Genomic DNA, 14,428 nt, shown 5'->3' with positions numbered 1-14,428 from the left:
GGCCGGGGTAAAACTTTCCCCAAGTGAGAAGGTGTCCGGGTGAGCAAACTTTCGAATGGCGCGCTGCACGCCGTCTTCGCACCCGTCGGCAACCTCGCCCGGGTGGACGCGGTCGTGCGGCGGCTGGCGGACGCCATCGAGCTGGGCCTGCTGGCCGACGGGGAGCAGCTGCCCGGTGAGAGCGAACTGGCCACCCGGCTGGGCGTGTCCACGGTGACCTTGCGCGAGGCGCTCATGGCCCTGCGGCAGCAGGGGCTGGTCACCACCCGCCGCGGCCGCGGCGGCGGCAGCTTCGTCACCGCCCCCGGCCAGCCCCGGCACGCCCGGCTGGGCCACCGGCTGGCCGACTGGAGCACCGAGGAACTGCGCGACCTCGCCGACCACTGGGCCGCCGTCGCCGGTTCCGCCGCGCGACTGGCCGCCGAGCGCACCGGACCTGACGACCTCGCCCCGCTCCAGCGCTCCCTGGAGGAGTTCGAGACCGCCGAGGACCCCGCCGCCCGCGGCCGCGTCTACGGCCGGCTCCATGTGGAACTCGCCGCCGTCTCCCAGTCGGCCCGTCTCACCAAGGAGGAGATCCGTATCCAGGCGGAGATCGGAGCGCTAATCTGTCTCGCACTCGGGGAGGACGACGCCCGCGCGGCGGCCGTCGCGCTGCACCGCGCGCTGATCGGCGCCGTGCGCGAAGGCGACGCGGAACGGGCCAGGTCCCTGGCCGAACGGCGGGTGCAGGACGCGATGGAGCGCCTGATCGGACTGCGTCTGACCGCCGCCGGCTGACCCGGGCGCCCCGTACCTCCCGTCCTCCCGCACCGGAGGCAGTCGCCGTGGTCATGAGCTCATCAACCGTCGTCGAGGACGTCGCCGCCGGTGTCGTGGACCGGGTCCGCGCCGCGCTCGAGGACGTCTTCGCCGCCGTCAGCCAGGTCGCGGAGCGCACCACCGCCGTGGCCGCCGTGCGCGCGGCCGGCCGCGCGCCCACCACCGCCGACCTCGCCGCACTGCGGCCGCTGCTGCACGACCGGCTGCGCGGCCGGGGCGACCTGATCTCCGGCATCGGCTTCATCGCGGAACCCGGGCTGCTCGGCGACGTACCGGCCTGGCTGGAGTGGTGGCAGACGCACCGCGACGGGGAGTTGCGGCCGCTGCTGCTCGACCTCGACCCGGAGACCTCGGCGTACTCCGACTACACGCACTGGGACTGGTTCGCCCTGCCCCGCGCCACCGGCGAGCGCGCGGTGGCCGGGCCGTACGTGGACTACCTGTGCTCCGACGAGTACAGCCTCACGCTGTCGGTGCCGGTCCAGCACGGCGGGCGCTTTCTCGGCGTGGCCGCCGCGGACGTCTACCTGCGCCACTTCGAGGCCGCCGTGCTGCCACTGCTGCGCCGGCTGCCCGCCCCGGCCGCACTGGTCAACGCCCGTGGCCGGGTGGCCGCTTCCACCGATCCCCGGCACTTGGCCGGCTCCCTGCTGCGGAGCTTCAGCGGGCGGTCCTGCGGACCGATCCCGCTGACGCTGGTCACAACTCCGACAGCACCGCGTCCGTGAGCGCGGGCCACAACGGCAGCGCCCACTCGCCGAAGTCACGGTCCGTCAGCACCACGCAGGCCGCCCCGGCCCCGGGATCGACCCACAGGAACGTGCCGGACTGCCCGAAGTGCCCGTAGGTGCGCGGCGAGGACGACGCGCCCGTCCAGTGCGGCGACTTGTGGTCCCGGATCTCGAAGCCCAGGCCCCAGTCGTTGGGGTTCTGGCCGCCGTAGCCCGGCAGGACGCCCTTGAGCCCCGGGAAGGCCACCGAGGTGGCCGCGGTCACCGTCTCCGGGGCCAGCAGCCGCGGCGCCTGCAGTTCGGCGGCGAAGCGCACCAGATCGTCCGCGGTCGCGATCGCGCCCGCGCCCGCCGAGCCCGGCAGGTCGGTGGCGTGCATGCCGAGCGGCTCCAGCACCGCCTGCCGCAGGTACTCGGCGAAGGGGATCCCGGTGGCCTTGGCGATGTGGTCGGACAGCACCTCGAAGCCCGCGTTGGAGTAGATCCGCCGGGTGCCCGGTGCGGCCATCACCCGGTGCTCGTCGAAGGCGAGCCCGGAGGTGTGCGCGAGCAGGTGCCGTACGGTCGAGCCCTCCGGACCGGCCGGCTCGTCCAGCTCGACCGCGCCCTCCTCCACCGCGACCAGCGCCGCGTACGCGGACAGCGGCTTGGTCACCGACGCCAGCCGGAAGCGCCGCCAGGTCTCGCCGTACGTTCCCGCGACGGTGCCGTCGCGGCGGACGACCGCCGCCGCGGCCGTCGGGACAGGCCAGTTCTCGATCGCGCTCAGGCTGCTCAGGCTCCGCATGACGGTGAGCCTAACCAATGCCCTTGCTTGGAGTGCACTCCAGGGTTTTAGCGTGGAACCCATGACCGTGACGCAGGTGGCCAAGAGCAAGCCCGGCAGCGTACGCAGCTGCGCCGACGAGGCGCCGCACCCTCTCCCGGCCGGCCGGGACCGTTACACGATCAGCGAGGTCGCCGCCTTCACCGGCCTGAGCGCGCACACCCTGCGCTGGTACGAGAGGATCGGCCTGATGCCGCATGTCGACCGGTCCCACACCGGGCAGCGCCGCTTCACCCACCGCGACCTGGACTGGCTGGCCTTCGTCGGCAAGCTGCGGCTGACCGGAATGCCGGTCGCGGACATGGTCCGCTACGCGGAACTGGTGCGGCTGGGCGAGCACACCTTCCCCGAGCGCCAGGACCTGCTGGAGTCCACCCGGCGCGATGTGCTGCAGCGGATCACCGAGCTCCAGGACACCCTCGCGGTCCTCGACCACAAGATCCACACCTACGCCGACGCCCGCCGGGCGTCCGAGAGGGCATGAACCCCATGAGCGACACGAACAACGAGCCGATCGCCACGGTCGCACTCGGCACGGACGGCCCCCTGGTCGGCGTGCAGGGCCTGGGCTGCATGGGCATCAGCGAGTTCTACGGACCGACCGACGAGGGCGCCGCCCGCGCCACGCTGGAGGCGGCGCTCGGCGTCGGCGTCACGCTCTTCGACACCGCCGACGTCTACGGCCTGGGCGCGAACGAGGAGTTCCTCGCCCCCTTCGTGCGGGCGCACCGCGACGAGATCACCCTCGCCACCAAGTTCGGCATCGAGCGCAAGGCCGACGACCTGCGGTACCGCGGCGTCCGCAACGACCCCGCCTACATCCGGCAGGCCGTCGACGCCAGCCTGCGCCGCCTCGGCACGGACGTCATCGACCTGTACTACATGCACCGCCGCGACCCGGCCGTGCCGCTGGCCGAGTCGGTCGGCGCGATGGCCGAGCTGGTGCGGGCGGGCAAGGTCAAGCACCTCGGCCTGTCCGAGGTGACCGGGGCCGAGCTGCGCGAGGCGCACGCCGTGCACCCGATCGCGGCCGTGCAGTCGGAGTGGTCGCTGTTCAGCCGTGACGTGGAGGTCTCGCTGGCCGGCGCCGCCGCCGAGCTGGGCGTGGCCGTGGTGCCGTACTCCCCGCTCGGGCGCGGCTTCCTCACCGGCTCCTTCCAGGCCGCCTCGGAGCTGACGGCGGGCGACTTCCGGCAGGCCCAGCCGCGCTTCACCGGGGAGAACGCCAAGCGCAACGCCGATCTGCTGGAGCCGCTGCGCAGGGCCGCCGAGGCGCACGACGCCACGCCCGGCCAGATCGCCCTGGCCTGGGTCCAGCAGCGGGCACAGGTGCACGGGCTGGCCGTCGTCCCGATCCCGGGGACCCGGAAGGCCGAGCGCGTGCGGGAGAACGCCGCCGCCACCCGGATCGTCCTGGACGAGACCGAGCTGGGCCGGCTGGAACCGATCGCGGGGCAGGTCGCCGGTGACCGCTACGCGGACATGTCGTCCACGTCGGCGGCGCGCGAGTAGCCCTCGCGCTCCAGGGCGGGCCGCGACCGCGTGGCCCGCTGGATCGCCGCGAGCACGGCCGCCGCCAGCGGCAGCGACTCGTGGACCGGGCCGTAGCCGAGGCCGAACACCACGGCGGTCGGGTCGTCGTCCGCGCTGCCCGGCCGGCGGCCGCCGCCGTCGCGGGGGAGCAGCCGCAGGTGGCCGCCGAGTGCCTCGGGGGAGCGCCAGTCGAGGCCGGTCAGCTCGGCTACCGGGAAGTGCTGGTCGCCGGCCCGCCACTTCGCCGTGGAGGCGCCGGTCCAGAACCAGCGGAAGGACACCGTGTGCCCGTCGAAGGACGCCTTCCCGTCGTACGCCTTGAACGACAGGGGAGGGGCGGGGGCGTCCACCAGATGGCGCGGGGCCGGCTCGTCCTCGTCGGCGCCGAGGGCGCCGATCGCGGTCAGCAGGTGCTCGGCCCACTGCTCCGCGAGCGGTTCGCGGGCGGCGGGCAGCACCAGACGGTAGGGGTCGGCGGCCTCCTTGAGCTGGCCGTCCGCCGCCTCCATCAAGGGGTCGGCGCCCGGCCGCGGCACGGCGCGCAGCACAAGGGTGCCGCGCCGGCCCGGCGCGAGCTCCACGCCCGACAGAGCGGCGTAGGGGACGCGGCGCTGACCGAGCACCTGGAGCAGTTTGGAGTTGCGCATCCCCCGCTCGTACCGGATGAGGACCGCGTCGGCATCGAACTCCCATACGGCGTTGGATCCGGCCAATACGTCACCCATACGAGTCATCGTAGGCCGGGTTCCCGCCGGGGGAGCCTGCCGGGTGAGGCCGGTCTAGGCCACGCCCGCCGTGCAGGACCTGCCCTCGGCGCAGCGGACGTCCGGAAAACGCCCGAGGGCGATACGGGTGAAGTTGTCGAGGCTGCCGGTGCCCGAGCGGAAGTAGCCCGCGTGGCCCTCGGCGCCGTCGGAGCTGACGACCCGGGCACCGAAGGCCCGGGAGACCGGGTCCGCGCCGTGGCCCAGCCCCGCGATCTCCAGGTGCGGCACGTCGCCGATCCAGTCCGAGCTGTCCCGGGTCGCCCACACACGGGCACCCGTGCGCAGATCGGCCGCCCGGTCCACGCGCATGCCGGGGCTGCCGAAGACCGTGATGTCCGAGACCCGGCCGGCCGGCAGTCCGGGCGCGGCCACGCCGCACAGCACCGAGCCGTACGAATGGCAGAACAGCGCCACGTCGCCGCGCGCCGGCAGCGCCCGCACCAGGGCGGTCAGCCGGACCGCGCCCTGCTCGGCGCGTTCGCCGGTGGACGCGTCCAGGCCCACGCCGAGCGGGGTGGTCCAGTCGGCCCACGCGATGACGGCCGTGCGGGCGCCCGGGTCCGCGGCCCGCTCGGAGGCGTACAGGGAGCGCGCCATGCCCGCCGGGGCCCGGTAGGGCAGGGCGGTGCGCTCGAAGGACATCACGTCGGTGTCGACACCGGGCACCACGATCGAGACCCGGTCCGCGTGCCGCAGATCACCGAGGACCTCGGCGATCCGGCCCCGGCCCGCGGGGTCGAAGGCGAGGATCTGCCGGCCGGGTTTCTGGAGGGAGGCGTAGCGGCTGGCCAGTTCGGCCGCGTCCTTGCGGCCCTCGGCGCTGAGCAGCGGGCTGTGCGAGCGGGCGTTCTCCCGGGCCCGTTCGGTGCCGAGCGAGATCTGGTTCGCCTGGTAACGCAGCGTCAGCGGGGCGCCGTTGAGGTTGCCCACGATCAACGGGTAGCGCTTCGTCAGGCGCTGGGCCTGCACCGGGCCGAGCGTGCCGAAGAAACGCGCCACCGCGTTCGCCCCGGCCTGCGGATCGGGCAGCGGACGGCCGCCCACCGTGGCGTGCCGCCAGGCGGACGTGGCAAGGGACTTGGGGTCGCTGTCACCGGTGTGGTGACGCAGCGCCGTCCAGCCGGTGGTCGACAGCATGACGAAGACCACGGCCAGGGCCATGAGGGCGCGCAGGGAGGGGGAGCTGAAACGCTCGTCGGCGAAATTCACTGCGTGCCACCATAGGAGACGGCGCCGGTCCCCTGAGCACGCCGTGACTCAAGTCACGTTTGAAAGAAGGAGATTCCGGACACACCCTTGTGTTCGTCCCACGGTTGTGTCAACACGGGCACGAGTTGGGCCAGGTGCTCCTCGGTGATCCGGCGGATCGACTCCACGCTCGTCTCGTCGCCGCCGCCCCACAGTCGCTGGGCCGCCCTGAGCACCCCGCCGACGGCGCCCACGAGCACCCGCGGCCGCGGGTCGGTCGCGTCCAGGCCCTCACGGGCGGCGATGACGGCCGCCAGCCGCCCCTCCACCACCGCCGAGCGGCGCATCTGCGCGGCCAGCAGCGTCGGGGTGGACTCGATGACCCGGTACATCGCCATGTACGTGGGCAGCGGCACGACGGCGACGATGAGCGCGCCGATGCCGTCCCACGACGCGACCAGCGCCGCGTGCAGCGCCTCGAACGGCGGCTCGCCGGGCGGCCGGGCCGCGACCGCGGTGACGTAGGCGTCCTCGACGGTGTCCTCCAGCGCGAGGGCGACCTCCTCCTTGCCCGCGAAGTAGCGGAAGAACGTGCGCTGCGAGACGTCCACCGCGGCGGCTATCTCGTCCACGGTCGTCCCGTCGTACCCCTTCGCCACGAACAACTCCACCGCGGCCCGCACGAGCGCGTCCCGTGTGCGCTGCTTCTTGCGCTCCCGCAGGCCGCACACGGGCGTCTTGGGCATCGCGTACGTCATCTGCCGTCCACCTTTCCGGGCCCCCTTTCGAAACGGTTCTGCTTCCTGACAGTTACCGACGGATGAATGCTTTGGTCAAATGTCAGATGCTGCCATAATCTCTTGCCCATGACCCAAGCCTCCGTCGTCACCGACCAGGCCCCGGACCCCATACCGGCGCCTTCCAAGAAGCCACTCCGCGGCCATCCCTGGCTGACCCTCTTCTCGGTCGCCATCGGCGTCATGGTCGTGGCGCTGGACGGCACGATCGTCGCCGTCGCCAACCCGGCCATCCAGGCCGACCTCGGCGCCTCCCGCGAGCAGATCCAGTGGATCACCACCGGGTACATGCTCGCCCTGGCCGTGTCGCTGATCACCGCGGGCAAGCTCGGCGACCGCTTCGGGCACCGCCAGACCTTCCTGATCGGCCTCGCGGGCTTCGCGCTCACCTCGGGACTGATCGGCCTCTCCAGCGGGGTCGGCATGGTGATCGGGCTCCGCGTGCTGCAGGGCGTGTTCGGCGCGCTGCTGCAGCCCGCCGCGCTCGGCCTGCTGCGGGCCACCTTCCCGGCCGAGAAGCTCAACATGGCCATCGGCATCTGGGGCATGGTCATCGGTGCCTCCACCGCCGCCGGGCCGATCGCGGGCGGTCTGCTGGTCGAGCACGTCAACTGGCAGTCCGTCTTCTTCATCAACGTGCCCGTGGGCCTGATCGCGCTCGCCATGGGCCTGGTGATCCTCAAGGACGTCCGTGCCGACAAGGCGCCGCGGTCCTTCGACATCCCCGGCATCGTGCTGCTCTCCGGCGCGATGTTCGGCCTGGTGTGGGGCCTGATCAAGGCTCCGGAGTGGGGCTGGGGCAACGCGCAGACCCTGCTCTTCCTGATCGGTTCGGTGCTGCTGTTCGTGCTGTTCGCGCTCTGGGAGACCAGGGCCTCCGAGCCGCTGATCCCGCTGCGGATGTTCCGCTCGGTGCCGCTGTCCGCGGGCACCCTGCTGATGGTGCTGATGGCCTTCGCCTTCCTCGGCGGCCTGTTCTTCGTCACCTTCTACCTGCAGAACGTCCACGGGATGTCGGCGGTGGAGTGCGGTGTCCATCTGCTGCCGCTCACCGCGATGATGATCGTCAGCTCGCCGGTCGCCGGCCTGCTGATCACCAAGTTCGGCCCCCAGGTGCCGCTGGTCGGCGGCATGGTCTGCACGGCGGTCGCCATGTTCGGCATGACCGGCCTGGAGGCCGACTCCGGTTCCCTGGTCATGTCCCTGTGGTTCGCACTCCTCGGTCTCGGCCTCGCCCCGGTGATGGTCGGCGCGACCGACGTCATCGTCGGCAACGCCCCGCTGGAGCTGTCCGGCGTGGCCGGCGGTCTCCAGGGCTCCGCCATGCAGGTCGGCGGCAGCCTCGGCACCGCCGTCCTGGGGACGATCATGGCCTCGCGGGTGGACAGCGCGCTGCCCGAGAAGTGGGCCGCCGCAGGTCTGCCCCCGCTGAAGGGCGAGCAGGCCGCCCAGGCCGCGGACGCGGTCGTGGTGGGCGTGCCGCCGGTCGCCCCGAACACCCCGGCCCAGGTCGTCGCCGTGATCACGAAGGTGACGCACGAGACCTTCCTGTCCGGGATGGGGCTGGCCTTCATGGTCGCCGGCATCGTGGCCGCCTTCGCGGCGGGCGTCGCCTTCCTGACCAAGCGCGGCGTCAACGCGGACGCCGCCGGCGGCGCGGTGCACGTCTGACGCCGGCGGACTCCCTATCAGGGTGATCGAGGCCCGGGGCCCTTGGCGGCCCCGGGCCTCGTCGTTCACGGTGGTGCTCCGTACGCGCCGTACCGACAACGGGGAGTGATCCACATGCGCCGTGCCCTGACCCTCACCCTGACCCTGCCGCTCGCGCTGGCCGCGGGCGCCGCCGCCCTGGTGTCCCCCGCCGCGGCGGGCGCGGCCCCCGCGGGCGGCTGCGACCCGGGGGAATTGTGCCTGTGGGCCCGGCCGGACTACGGCGGCCCCCGCACCGTCCACGAGCTCGCGGACACCGACGTCAACTCCTGCGTGCCGCTGCCCGCGGGCGTCACCGCGAAGTCCTTCGTCAACCGCACGCGCAAGCTCGTGACGACCTACCAGAGCGCCGAGTGCTCCACCGAGGGCGACTTCGTGACGTTCCCGTCCGGCACCTGGGTGCCGCAGTCCCGGCACACGATCCGGGCCTTCCAGATCGTCGACCAGTGACCGGTCACCCCTGAGCCCGCGGCAAGGGGGCAAAAGGGCGAAGGGACGAAAGGGCAGGGCCCCCACCGCGACCGCGGTGGGGGCCCTTGCGAAGCGGGGACCGTCAGGCGTCGCCGCCGGCCGCGCCGGGGTCGGCGGCGGCCACATCGAGCAGCTGGTAGCGGTCGATGGCCTGCTTCAGCACCGAGCGGTCGATCTTCCCCGCCTTGGCGAGCTCGGTGAGCACGCCGAGGACCACCGACTCCGCGTCGATGTGGAAGAAGCGCCGCGCCGCGCCGCGGGTGTCCGCGAAGCCGAAGCCGTCCGCACCCAGCGACTGCCAGGCACCGGGCACCCAGCGGGCGATCTGGTCCGGGACGGCCCGCATCCAGTCGGAGACCGCCACGAACGGGCCCTCGGAGCCGGAGAGCTTGCGCGTCACGTACGGGACGCGCTGCTCCTCCTCCGGGTGCAGCAGGTTGTGCTCCTCGGCCGCGACCGCGTCGCGCCGCAGCTCGTTCCAGGAGGTCGCGGACCAGACGTCGGCCCGCACGTTCCACTCCTCGGCGAGGATGCGCTGCGCCTCGAGGGCCCACGGCACCGCGACACCGGACGCCAGGATCTGCGCCGGGACCACGCCCGCCTCGCCGGCCCTGTACTTGTACAGGCCCTTGACGATGCCGTCGACGTCCACGTTCGCCGGCTCGGCCGGCTGGACGATCGGCTCGTTGTAGACGGTGAGGTAGTAGAAGACGTCCTCGTTCGCCTCGGGCGTCCCGCCGTACATCCGGCGCAGACCGTCCCGCACGATGTGCGCGATCTCGAAGCCGTACGCGGGGTCGTAGGCGACCACGGCCGGGTTCGTGGAGGCGAGCAGGTGCGAGTGGCCGTCGGCGTGCTGCAGGCCCTCACCGGTCAGCGTGGTGCGGCCGGCGGTGGCGCCCAGCACGAAGCCGCGCGCCAGCTGGTCGGCCATCTGCCAGAACTGGTCGCCCGTGCGCTGGAAGCCGAACATCGAGTAGAAGACGTAGACCGGGATCAGCGGCTCGCCGTGCGTGGCGTAGGCCGAGCCCGCGGCGATCAGCGAGGCGGTGCAGCCCGCCTCGGAGATGCCGTCGTGCAGCATCTGGCCGGTCGGGGACTCCTTGTACGCCAGCAGCAGCTCGCGGTCGACCGACTCGTACGTCTGGCCCAGCGGGTTGTAGATCTTGGCCGACGGGAAGAGCGAGTCCATGCCGAAGGTGCGGTACTCGTCGGGGGCGATCGGCACGAAGCGCTTGCCGATCTCCTTGTCCCGCATGAGGTCCTTCAGCAGCCGGACGAACGCCATGGTGGTGGCGATCGTCTGCTGCCCGGAGCCCTTGCGGGTCGCCGCGTACGCCTTGTCGTCCGGCAGCGCCAGGGGCTTGGCACGCACGACGCGGGTCGGGACGTAACCGCCCAGGCCCTTGCGGCGGTCGTGCATGTACTGGATCTCCTCCGAGTTCCGGCCCGGGTGGTAGTACGGCGGGGCGCCGGACTCCAGCTCCTTGTCGGAGATCGGCAGGTGCAGCCGGTCGCGGAAGCGCTTGAGGTCGTCGACCGTCAGCTTCTTCATCTGGTGGGTCGCGTTGCGGCCCTCGAAGTTCGGGCCGAGGGTCCAGCCCTTGACGGTCTGGGCCAGGATCACGGTCGGCTGGCCCTTGTGCTCGCGGGCCGCCTTGTACGCCGCATAGATCTTGCGGTGGTCGTGGCCGCCGCGGCCCAGGTGCAGCACCTGGTCGTCGGTGAGGCCCTCGACCATCGCGCGCAGCCGCTGGTCCTCGCCGAAGAAGTGCTCACGGATGTACGCGCCGGTCTCGGTGGCGTACGTCTGGAACTGGCCGTCGGGCGTGGTGTTGAGCTTGTTCACCAGCACGCCGTCGCGGTCCTGGGCGAGCAGCGGGTCCCAGGTGCGGTCCCAGATCAGCTTGATGACGTTCCAGCCGGCGCCGCGGAACTGCGACTCCAGCTCCTGGATGATCTTGCCGTTGCCGCGCACCGGGCCGTCGAGCCGCTGCAGGTTGCAGTTGACCACGAAGGTCAGGTTGTCCAGGCCCTCGCGGGCGGCCAGGGACAGCTGGCCGAGCGACTCCGGCTCGTCCATCTCGCCGTCGCCGAGGAAGGCCCACACGTGCGACTGCTCGGTGTCGGCGATGCCGCGCGCCTGCATGTAGCGGTTCATCCGGGCCTGGTAGATCGCGCCCAGCGGGCCGAGGCCCATGGACACGGTCGGGAACTCCCAGAAGTCCGGCATGAGCCGCGGGTGCGGGTAGCTGGACAGGCCGTACGGGGCCTTGGACTTCTCCTGGCGGAACGCGTCGAGCTGGGTTCCGGAGAGCCGGTCCAGCAGGAACGCGCGCGCGTAGACACCCGGAGAGGCGTGTCCCTGGAAGAAGATCTGGTCTCCGCCCTTGCCGTCGTCCTTGCCCCGGAAGAAGTGGTTGAAGCCCACGTCGTAGAGGGAGGCCGAGGAAGCGAAGGTGGCGATGTGGCCGCCGACGCCGATACCGGGCCGCTGCGCCCGCGACACCATGACCGCCGCGTTCCAGCGGGTCGCGTTCAGGATGCGACGCTCGATCTCCTCGTTGCCGGGGAAGAACGGCTCGTCCTTGGTCGCGATGGTGTTGACGTAGTCCGTGCTGCGCATCTCGGGCACGGCCACGCGCCGCTCGCGGGCTCGCTCGATCAGCCGGAGCATCAGGTAGCGGGCGCGCTCGCGTCCGCGCTCGTCGATAGCGGCGTCAAGCGAGTCGAGCCATTCCGCCGTCTCCTCGGGATCGAAATCCGGGACCTGGCTGGGAAGGCCGCCAATGATGATCGGGTTGCGATCTGATCCGGAAGCCACGCTAATCCTTCGCTGCTAGGTAGTGCTCTACGGGGTCACGCCGCCTCCATCGTGTACCGCGCGTTCGGGATACGTCATCTCTACTGAGCGGTAACCGTCATGTAGCGAGACAGACCCACCTACAAGGCCCCTGGCGGGGCTCCTGCGTGGCTTCCGGTGGCCGAGCGACCAAATCGCAACTGTACGCCCACTCGGACGTACGACCGACCGCGACTCCGATTCGGGAGAAATGCTGGCATAGTGGAGTGAGCCACGTCACCCTTCGCAGTTCGGGTTGCGGTGACACGTCAACGTTTGGGCGGGATGGGCGGCCGGGTACTTGCGCGATCCGCCGCGCCCGTGTGGACTACCGCCCATAACCCCGCACAGGAGCGGGAAGACAACCCCCATGACAGGAGGCAGAGCGTGAGCGCGACCGCGGGCCACGCGGAGGAGCGGACCAACCCGGCAAGCCGGCTTGGTTTCGAGCCCGGACAGGTGGTCCAGGAGCTCGGTTACGACGACGACGTCGATCAGGAGCTCCGTGAGGGTATCGAGGAGATCACGGGCGAAGAGCTCGCGGACGAGGACTACGACGACGTCGCAGACGGTGTCGTCCTGTGGTTCCGCGACGATGACGGCGACCTGACCGACGCCCTGGTCGATGCCACGTCCGCCGTCGACGACGGCGCCCAGATCTGGCTCATGACCCCGAAGACCGGCCGTGACGGGCACGTCGAGCCGAGTGACATCGGAGAGGCCGCACAGACTGCCGGCCTTGCTCAGACCAGCAGTGTCAACGTCTCCAAGGACTGGACCGCCAGCCGGCTGGTGACCCCCAAGTCGGCCAAGGCCGCCAAGCGCTGAGGCGTTAGGACGGACCCCACGCCCCCGCGGCACCGCGCCGCGGGGGCGTCTTGCGTCGCGTCCCGCGGGCAGTGGTTGACTGGGGCACCGGACGGCCGGGCCGCGAGGGTCCCGTCGCAGCCCCCGTCACCGGAAAGGTGTGTTCCGCATGGCGCTCGCCGCAGGAGAGATCGCCCCCGACTTCGGGCTGAGGAACCAGCACGGCCAGACCGTGCGGCTCTCGGACTACCGGGGCGCCAAGAACGTCGTGCTGCTCTTCTTCCCCTTCGCCTTCACCGGCGTCTGCACCGGCGAGCTGTGCGCGCTGCGGGACGAGCTCCCGGCGTTCCAGAACGACGACGTCCAGCTGCTGGCGGTCTCCAACGACTCCATGCACACCCAGCGCGTGTTCTCCGAGCAGGAGGGCCTGGACTACCCGCTGCTCTCCGACTTCTGGCCGCACGGCGAGGTCTCCCGTGCCTACGGCGTCTTCGCCGAGGACAAGGGCTGCGCGGTGCGCGGCACCTTCGTCATCGACAAGGAGGGCGTCGTCCGCTGGAGCGTCGTCAACGACCTGCCGGACGCGCGTGACCTGAACGAGTACGTCAAGGCGCTCGAAGCCCTGTAGTCGGAGGGAACCGGGTACTACCCTCAGGGCGTTGATCCTGTTACGAGCGACACGCGATGACATGGGAGGACTCGTGGGAGTCAGCCTCAGCAAGGGTGGCAACGTTTCGCTGACGAAGGAGGCCCCCAACCTCACGGCCGTCGTCGTCGGCCTCGGCTGGGACGCCCGCACCACCACGGGCGCCGGATTCGACCTGGACGCCAGTGCGCTGCTCACGGGCGCCGAGGGCAAGGTCCTCTCCGACCAGCACTTCGTCTTCTTCAACAACCTCAAGAGCCCCGACGGCTCCGTGGAGCACACCGGCGACAACATCACCGGTGAGGGCGAGGGCGACGACGAGCAGATCAAGGTGAATCTGGCCACTGTCCCGGCCGAGGTCTCCAAGATCGTCTTCCCGGTGTCGATCTACGAGGCCGAGACCCGTCAGCAGTCCTTCGGCCAGGTCCGCAACGCGTTCATCCGCGTGGTGAACCAGGCCGACAACAACGAACTGGCCCGCTACGACCTCACCGAGGACGCCTCCACCGAGACCGCCATGGTCTTCGGCGAGCTGTACCGGCACGGCGCGGAGTGGAAGTTCCGGGCCATCGGCCAGGGGTACGCCTCCGGCCTGCGCGGCATCGCGCAGGACTTCGGCGTCAACGTCTGATGTCCAGGGTCGTGCGGCCCGCCCGCCCGGGGCGGGCCGCGCACCCCGACTGGGGGAGGAGAACAGCATGGGCGTGACGCTCGCCAAGGGAGGCAATGTCTCCCTTACCAAGGCCGCACCGAACCTCACGCAGGTGATGATCGGACTCGGCTGGGACGCGCGCTCCACCACCGGAGCGCCCTTCGACCTGGACGCGAGCGCCCTGCTGTGCGCCTCGGGGCGGGTCCTCGGCGACGAGTACTTCGTCTTCTACAACAACCTCAAGAGCCCGGAGGGCTCGGTCGAGCACACCGGGGACAACCTCACCGGTGACGGCGACGGCGACGACGAGATCCTGATCGTCGACCTGACGGCGGTCCCCGAGCGGGTCGACAAGATCGTCTTTCCGGTCTCCATCTACGAAGCGGACACCCGCGGCCAGACCTTCGGCCAGGTCAGCAACGCCTACATCCGGGTGCTCAACCAGTTCGACCAGAGCGAGCTGGCCCGGTACGACCTGTCCGAGGACGCGTCCAGCGAGACCGCCATGATCTTCGGCGAGCTCTACCGCTACGGCGGGGAATGGAAGTTCCGGGCCGTTGGCCAGGGGTACGCGTCAGGTCTGAGGGGCATCGCCCTAGACTTCGGGGTCAACGTTTCGTAAAGGGATTGGATATC

The 14,428-nt window shown here is 71.3% G+C and carries 15 protein-coding genes; 10 read left to right on the top strand and 5 right to left on the bottom strand.

Going from position 1 to position 14,428, the window contains the following annotated elements; translation table 11 throughout:
* Positions 1–39 precede the first annotated feature (39 nt).
* Positions 40–780, top strand: coding sequence for a FadR/GntR family transcriptional regulator (locus tag ACFYXS_RS00925; RefSeq protein WP_389242375.1), 741 nt, complete (start codon positions 40–42; stop codon positions 778–780).
* A 53-nt stretch (positions 781–833) separates the two neighbouring features.
* Positions 834–1,550, top strand: a complete 717-nt coding sequence (locus ACFYXS_RS00920; RefSeq protein ID WP_389242373.1) for a cache domain-containing protein — start codon at positions 834–836, stop codon at positions 1,548–1,550.
* Here the strand turns inward: ACFYXS_RS00920 and ACFYXS_RS00915 are convergent.
* Entirely contained in the window at positions 1,522–2,331 is an 810-nt protein-coding gene (locus ACFYXS_RS00915; RefSeq protein WP_389243466.1) for a serine hydrolase domain-containing protein, read from the bottom strand. The two genes, ACFYXS_RS00920 and ACFYXS_RS00915, sit on opposite strands and share 29 nt — an antisense overlap.
* Before the next feature lie 70 nt (positions 2,332–2,401).
* On the opposite strand from ACFYXS_RS00915, the gene ACFYXS_RS00910 reads away from it, so the two are divergent.
* Entirely contained in the window at positions 2,402–2,863 is a 462-nt protein-coding gene (locus tag ACFYXS_RS00910) for a MerR family transcriptional regulator (protein WP_389242371.1), read from the top strand.
* A 5-nt stretch (positions 2,864–2,868) separates the two neighbouring features.
* On the top strand, positions 2,869–3,891 hold the full coding sequence (locus tag ACFYXS_RS00905) for an aldo/keto reductase (RefSeq protein ID WP_389242369.1): 1,023 nt from the start codon (positions 2,869–2,871) through the stop codon (positions 3,889–3,891).
* Here ACFYXS_RS00905 and ACFYXS_RS00900 read toward each other — a convergent pair.
* From ACFYXS_RS00900 to ACFYXS_RS00890, 3 genes are read right to left on the bottom strand one after another with little or no spacing between them, the layout of a single operon-like run.
* Positions 3,852–4,637 carry a DUF4429 domain-containing protein gene (locus ACFYXS_RS00900; protein WP_389242367.1) on the bottom strand — a complete coding sequence of 262 codons (786 nt, stop codon included), beginning with the start codon at positions 4,635–4,637 and terminating at the stop codon, positions 3,852–3,854. The two genes, ACFYXS_RS00905 and ACFYXS_RS00900, sit on opposite strands and share 40 nt — an antisense overlap.
* A gap of 54 nt (positions 4,638–4,691) precedes the next feature.
* Entirely contained in the window at positions 4,692–5,888 is a 1,197-nt protein-coding gene (locus ACFYXS_RS00895; RefSeq protein ID WP_389242365.1) for an alpha/beta hydrolase, read from the bottom strand.
* A gap of 53 nt (positions 5,889–5,941) precedes the next feature.
* Positions 5,942–6,625 carry a TetR/AcrR family transcriptional regulator gene (locus tag ACFYXS_RS00890; protein ID WP_389242363.1) on the bottom strand — a complete coding sequence of 228 codons (684 nt, stop codon included), beginning with the start codon at positions 6,623–6,625 and terminating at the stop codon, positions 5,942–5,944.
* Positions 6,626–6,733: 108 nt separating this feature from the next.
* Between ACFYXS_RS00890 and ACFYXS_RS00885 the strand changes: the two genes are divergently transcribed.
* Together ACFYXS_RS00885 and ACFYXS_RS00880 are read left to right on the top strand one after the other, a co-directional pair.
* Entirely contained in the window at positions 6,734–8,335 is a 1,602-nt protein-coding gene (locus ACFYXS_RS00885) for an MFS transporter (RefSeq protein ID WP_389242361.1), read from the top strand.
* A gap of 114 nt (positions 8,336–8,449) precedes the next feature.
* On the top strand, positions 8,450–8,824 hold the full coding sequence (locus ACFYXS_RS00880; RefSeq protein ID WP_389242359.1) for a peptidase inhibitor family I36 protein: 375 nt from the start codon (positions 8,450–8,452) through the stop codon (positions 8,822–8,824).
* Positions 8,825–8,927: 103 nt separating this feature from the next.
* On the opposite strand, the gene aceE is transcribed toward ACFYXS_RS00880, so the two are convergent.
* Entirely contained in the window at positions 8,928–11,669 is a 2,742-nt protein-coding gene (aceE, locus tag ACFYXS_RS00875) for a pyruvate dehydrogenase (acetyl-transferring), homodimeric type (RefSeq protein ID WP_389242357.1), read from the bottom strand.
* A gap of 405 nt (positions 11,670–12,074) precedes the next feature.
* Between aceE and ACFYXS_RS00870 the strand changes: the two genes are divergently transcribed.
* The 4 genes from ACFYXS_RS00870 to ACFYXS_RS00855 all read left to right on the top strand — a co-directional run bounded on the left by ACFYXS_RS00870 (position 12,075) and on the right by ACFYXS_RS00855 (position 14,414).
* On the top strand, positions 12,075–12,515 hold the full coding sequence (locus tag ACFYXS_RS00870; RefSeq protein WP_319662596.1) for a DUF3052 domain-containing protein: 441 nt from the start codon (positions 12,075–12,077) through the stop codon (positions 12,513–12,515).
* 148 nt (positions 12,516–12,663) lie between these two features.
* Positions 12,664–13,122 carry a peroxiredoxin gene (locus ACFYXS_RS00865; protein ID WP_389242354.1) on the top strand — a complete coding sequence of 153 codons (459 nt, stop codon included), beginning with the start codon at positions 12,664–12,666 and terminating at the stop codon, positions 13,120–13,122.
* A gap of 73 nt (positions 13,123–13,195) precedes the next feature.
* Positions 13,196–13,771: a TerD family protein gene (locus ACFYXS_RS00860; protein ID WP_389242352.1), complete on the top strand. Its 576-nt coding sequence runs from the start codon at positions 13,196–13,198 to the stop codon at positions 13,769–13,771.
* 67 nt (positions 13,772–13,838) lie between these two features.
* Positions 13,839–14,414 carry a TerD family protein gene (locus tag ACFYXS_RS00855; RefSeq protein WP_389242350.1) on the top strand — a complete coding sequence of 192 codons (576 nt, stop codon included), beginning with the start codon at positions 13,839–13,841 and terminating at the stop codon, positions 14,412–14,414.
* Positions 14,415–14,428 lie beyond the last annotated feature (14 nt).

The sequence above is a fragment of the Streptomyces sp. NPDC002574 genome (assembly GCF_042889545.1).
GTDB lineage: Bacteria > Actinomycetota > Actinomycetes > Streptomycetales > Streptomycetaceae > Actinacidiphila.
This window is presented reverse-complemented; position numbering and strand designations above follow the sequence as displayed.

Excerpts from the sequence above, each read along its gene's own strand:
- ACFYXS_RS00920 (WP_389242373.1), top strand. The coding sequence starts at position 834 with ATGAGCTCATCAACCGTCGTCGAGGACGTCGCCGCCGGTGTCGTGGAC.
- ACFYXS_RS00910 (WP_389242371.1), top strand. The coding sequence starts at position 2,402 with ATGACCGTGACGCAGGTGGCCAAGAGCAAGCCCGGCAGCGTACGCAGC.
- ACFYXS_RS00905 (WP_389242369.1), top strand. The coding sequence starts at position 2,869 with ATGAGCGACACGAACAACGAGCCGATCGCCACGGTCGCACTCGGCACG.
- ACFYXS_RS00900 (WP_389242367.1), bottom strand. The coding sequence starts at position 4,637 with ATGGGTGACGTATTGGCCGGATCCAACGCCGTATGGGAGTTCGATGCC.
- ACFYXS_RS00890 (WP_389242363.1), bottom strand. The coding sequence starts at position 6,625 with ATGACGTACGCGATGCCCAAGACGCCCGTGTGCGGCCTGCGGGAGCGC.
- ACFYXS_RS00885 (WP_389242361.1), top strand. The coding sequence starts at position 6,734 with ATGACCCAAGCCTCCGTCGTCACCGACCAGGCCCCGGACCCCATACCG.
- ACFYXS_RS00880 (WP_389242359.1), top strand. The coding sequence starts at position 8,450 with ATGCGCCGTGCCCTGACCCTCACCCTGACCCTGCCGCTCGCGCTGGCC.
- ACFYXS_RS00865 (WP_389242354.1), top strand. The coding sequence starts at position 12,664 with ATGGCGCTCGCCGCAGGAGAGATCGCCCCCGACTTCGGGCTGAGGAAC.
- ACFYXS_RS00855 (WP_389242350.1), top strand. The coding sequence starts at position 13,839 with ATGGGCGTGACGCTCGCCAAGGGAGGCAATGTCTCCCTTACCAAGGCC.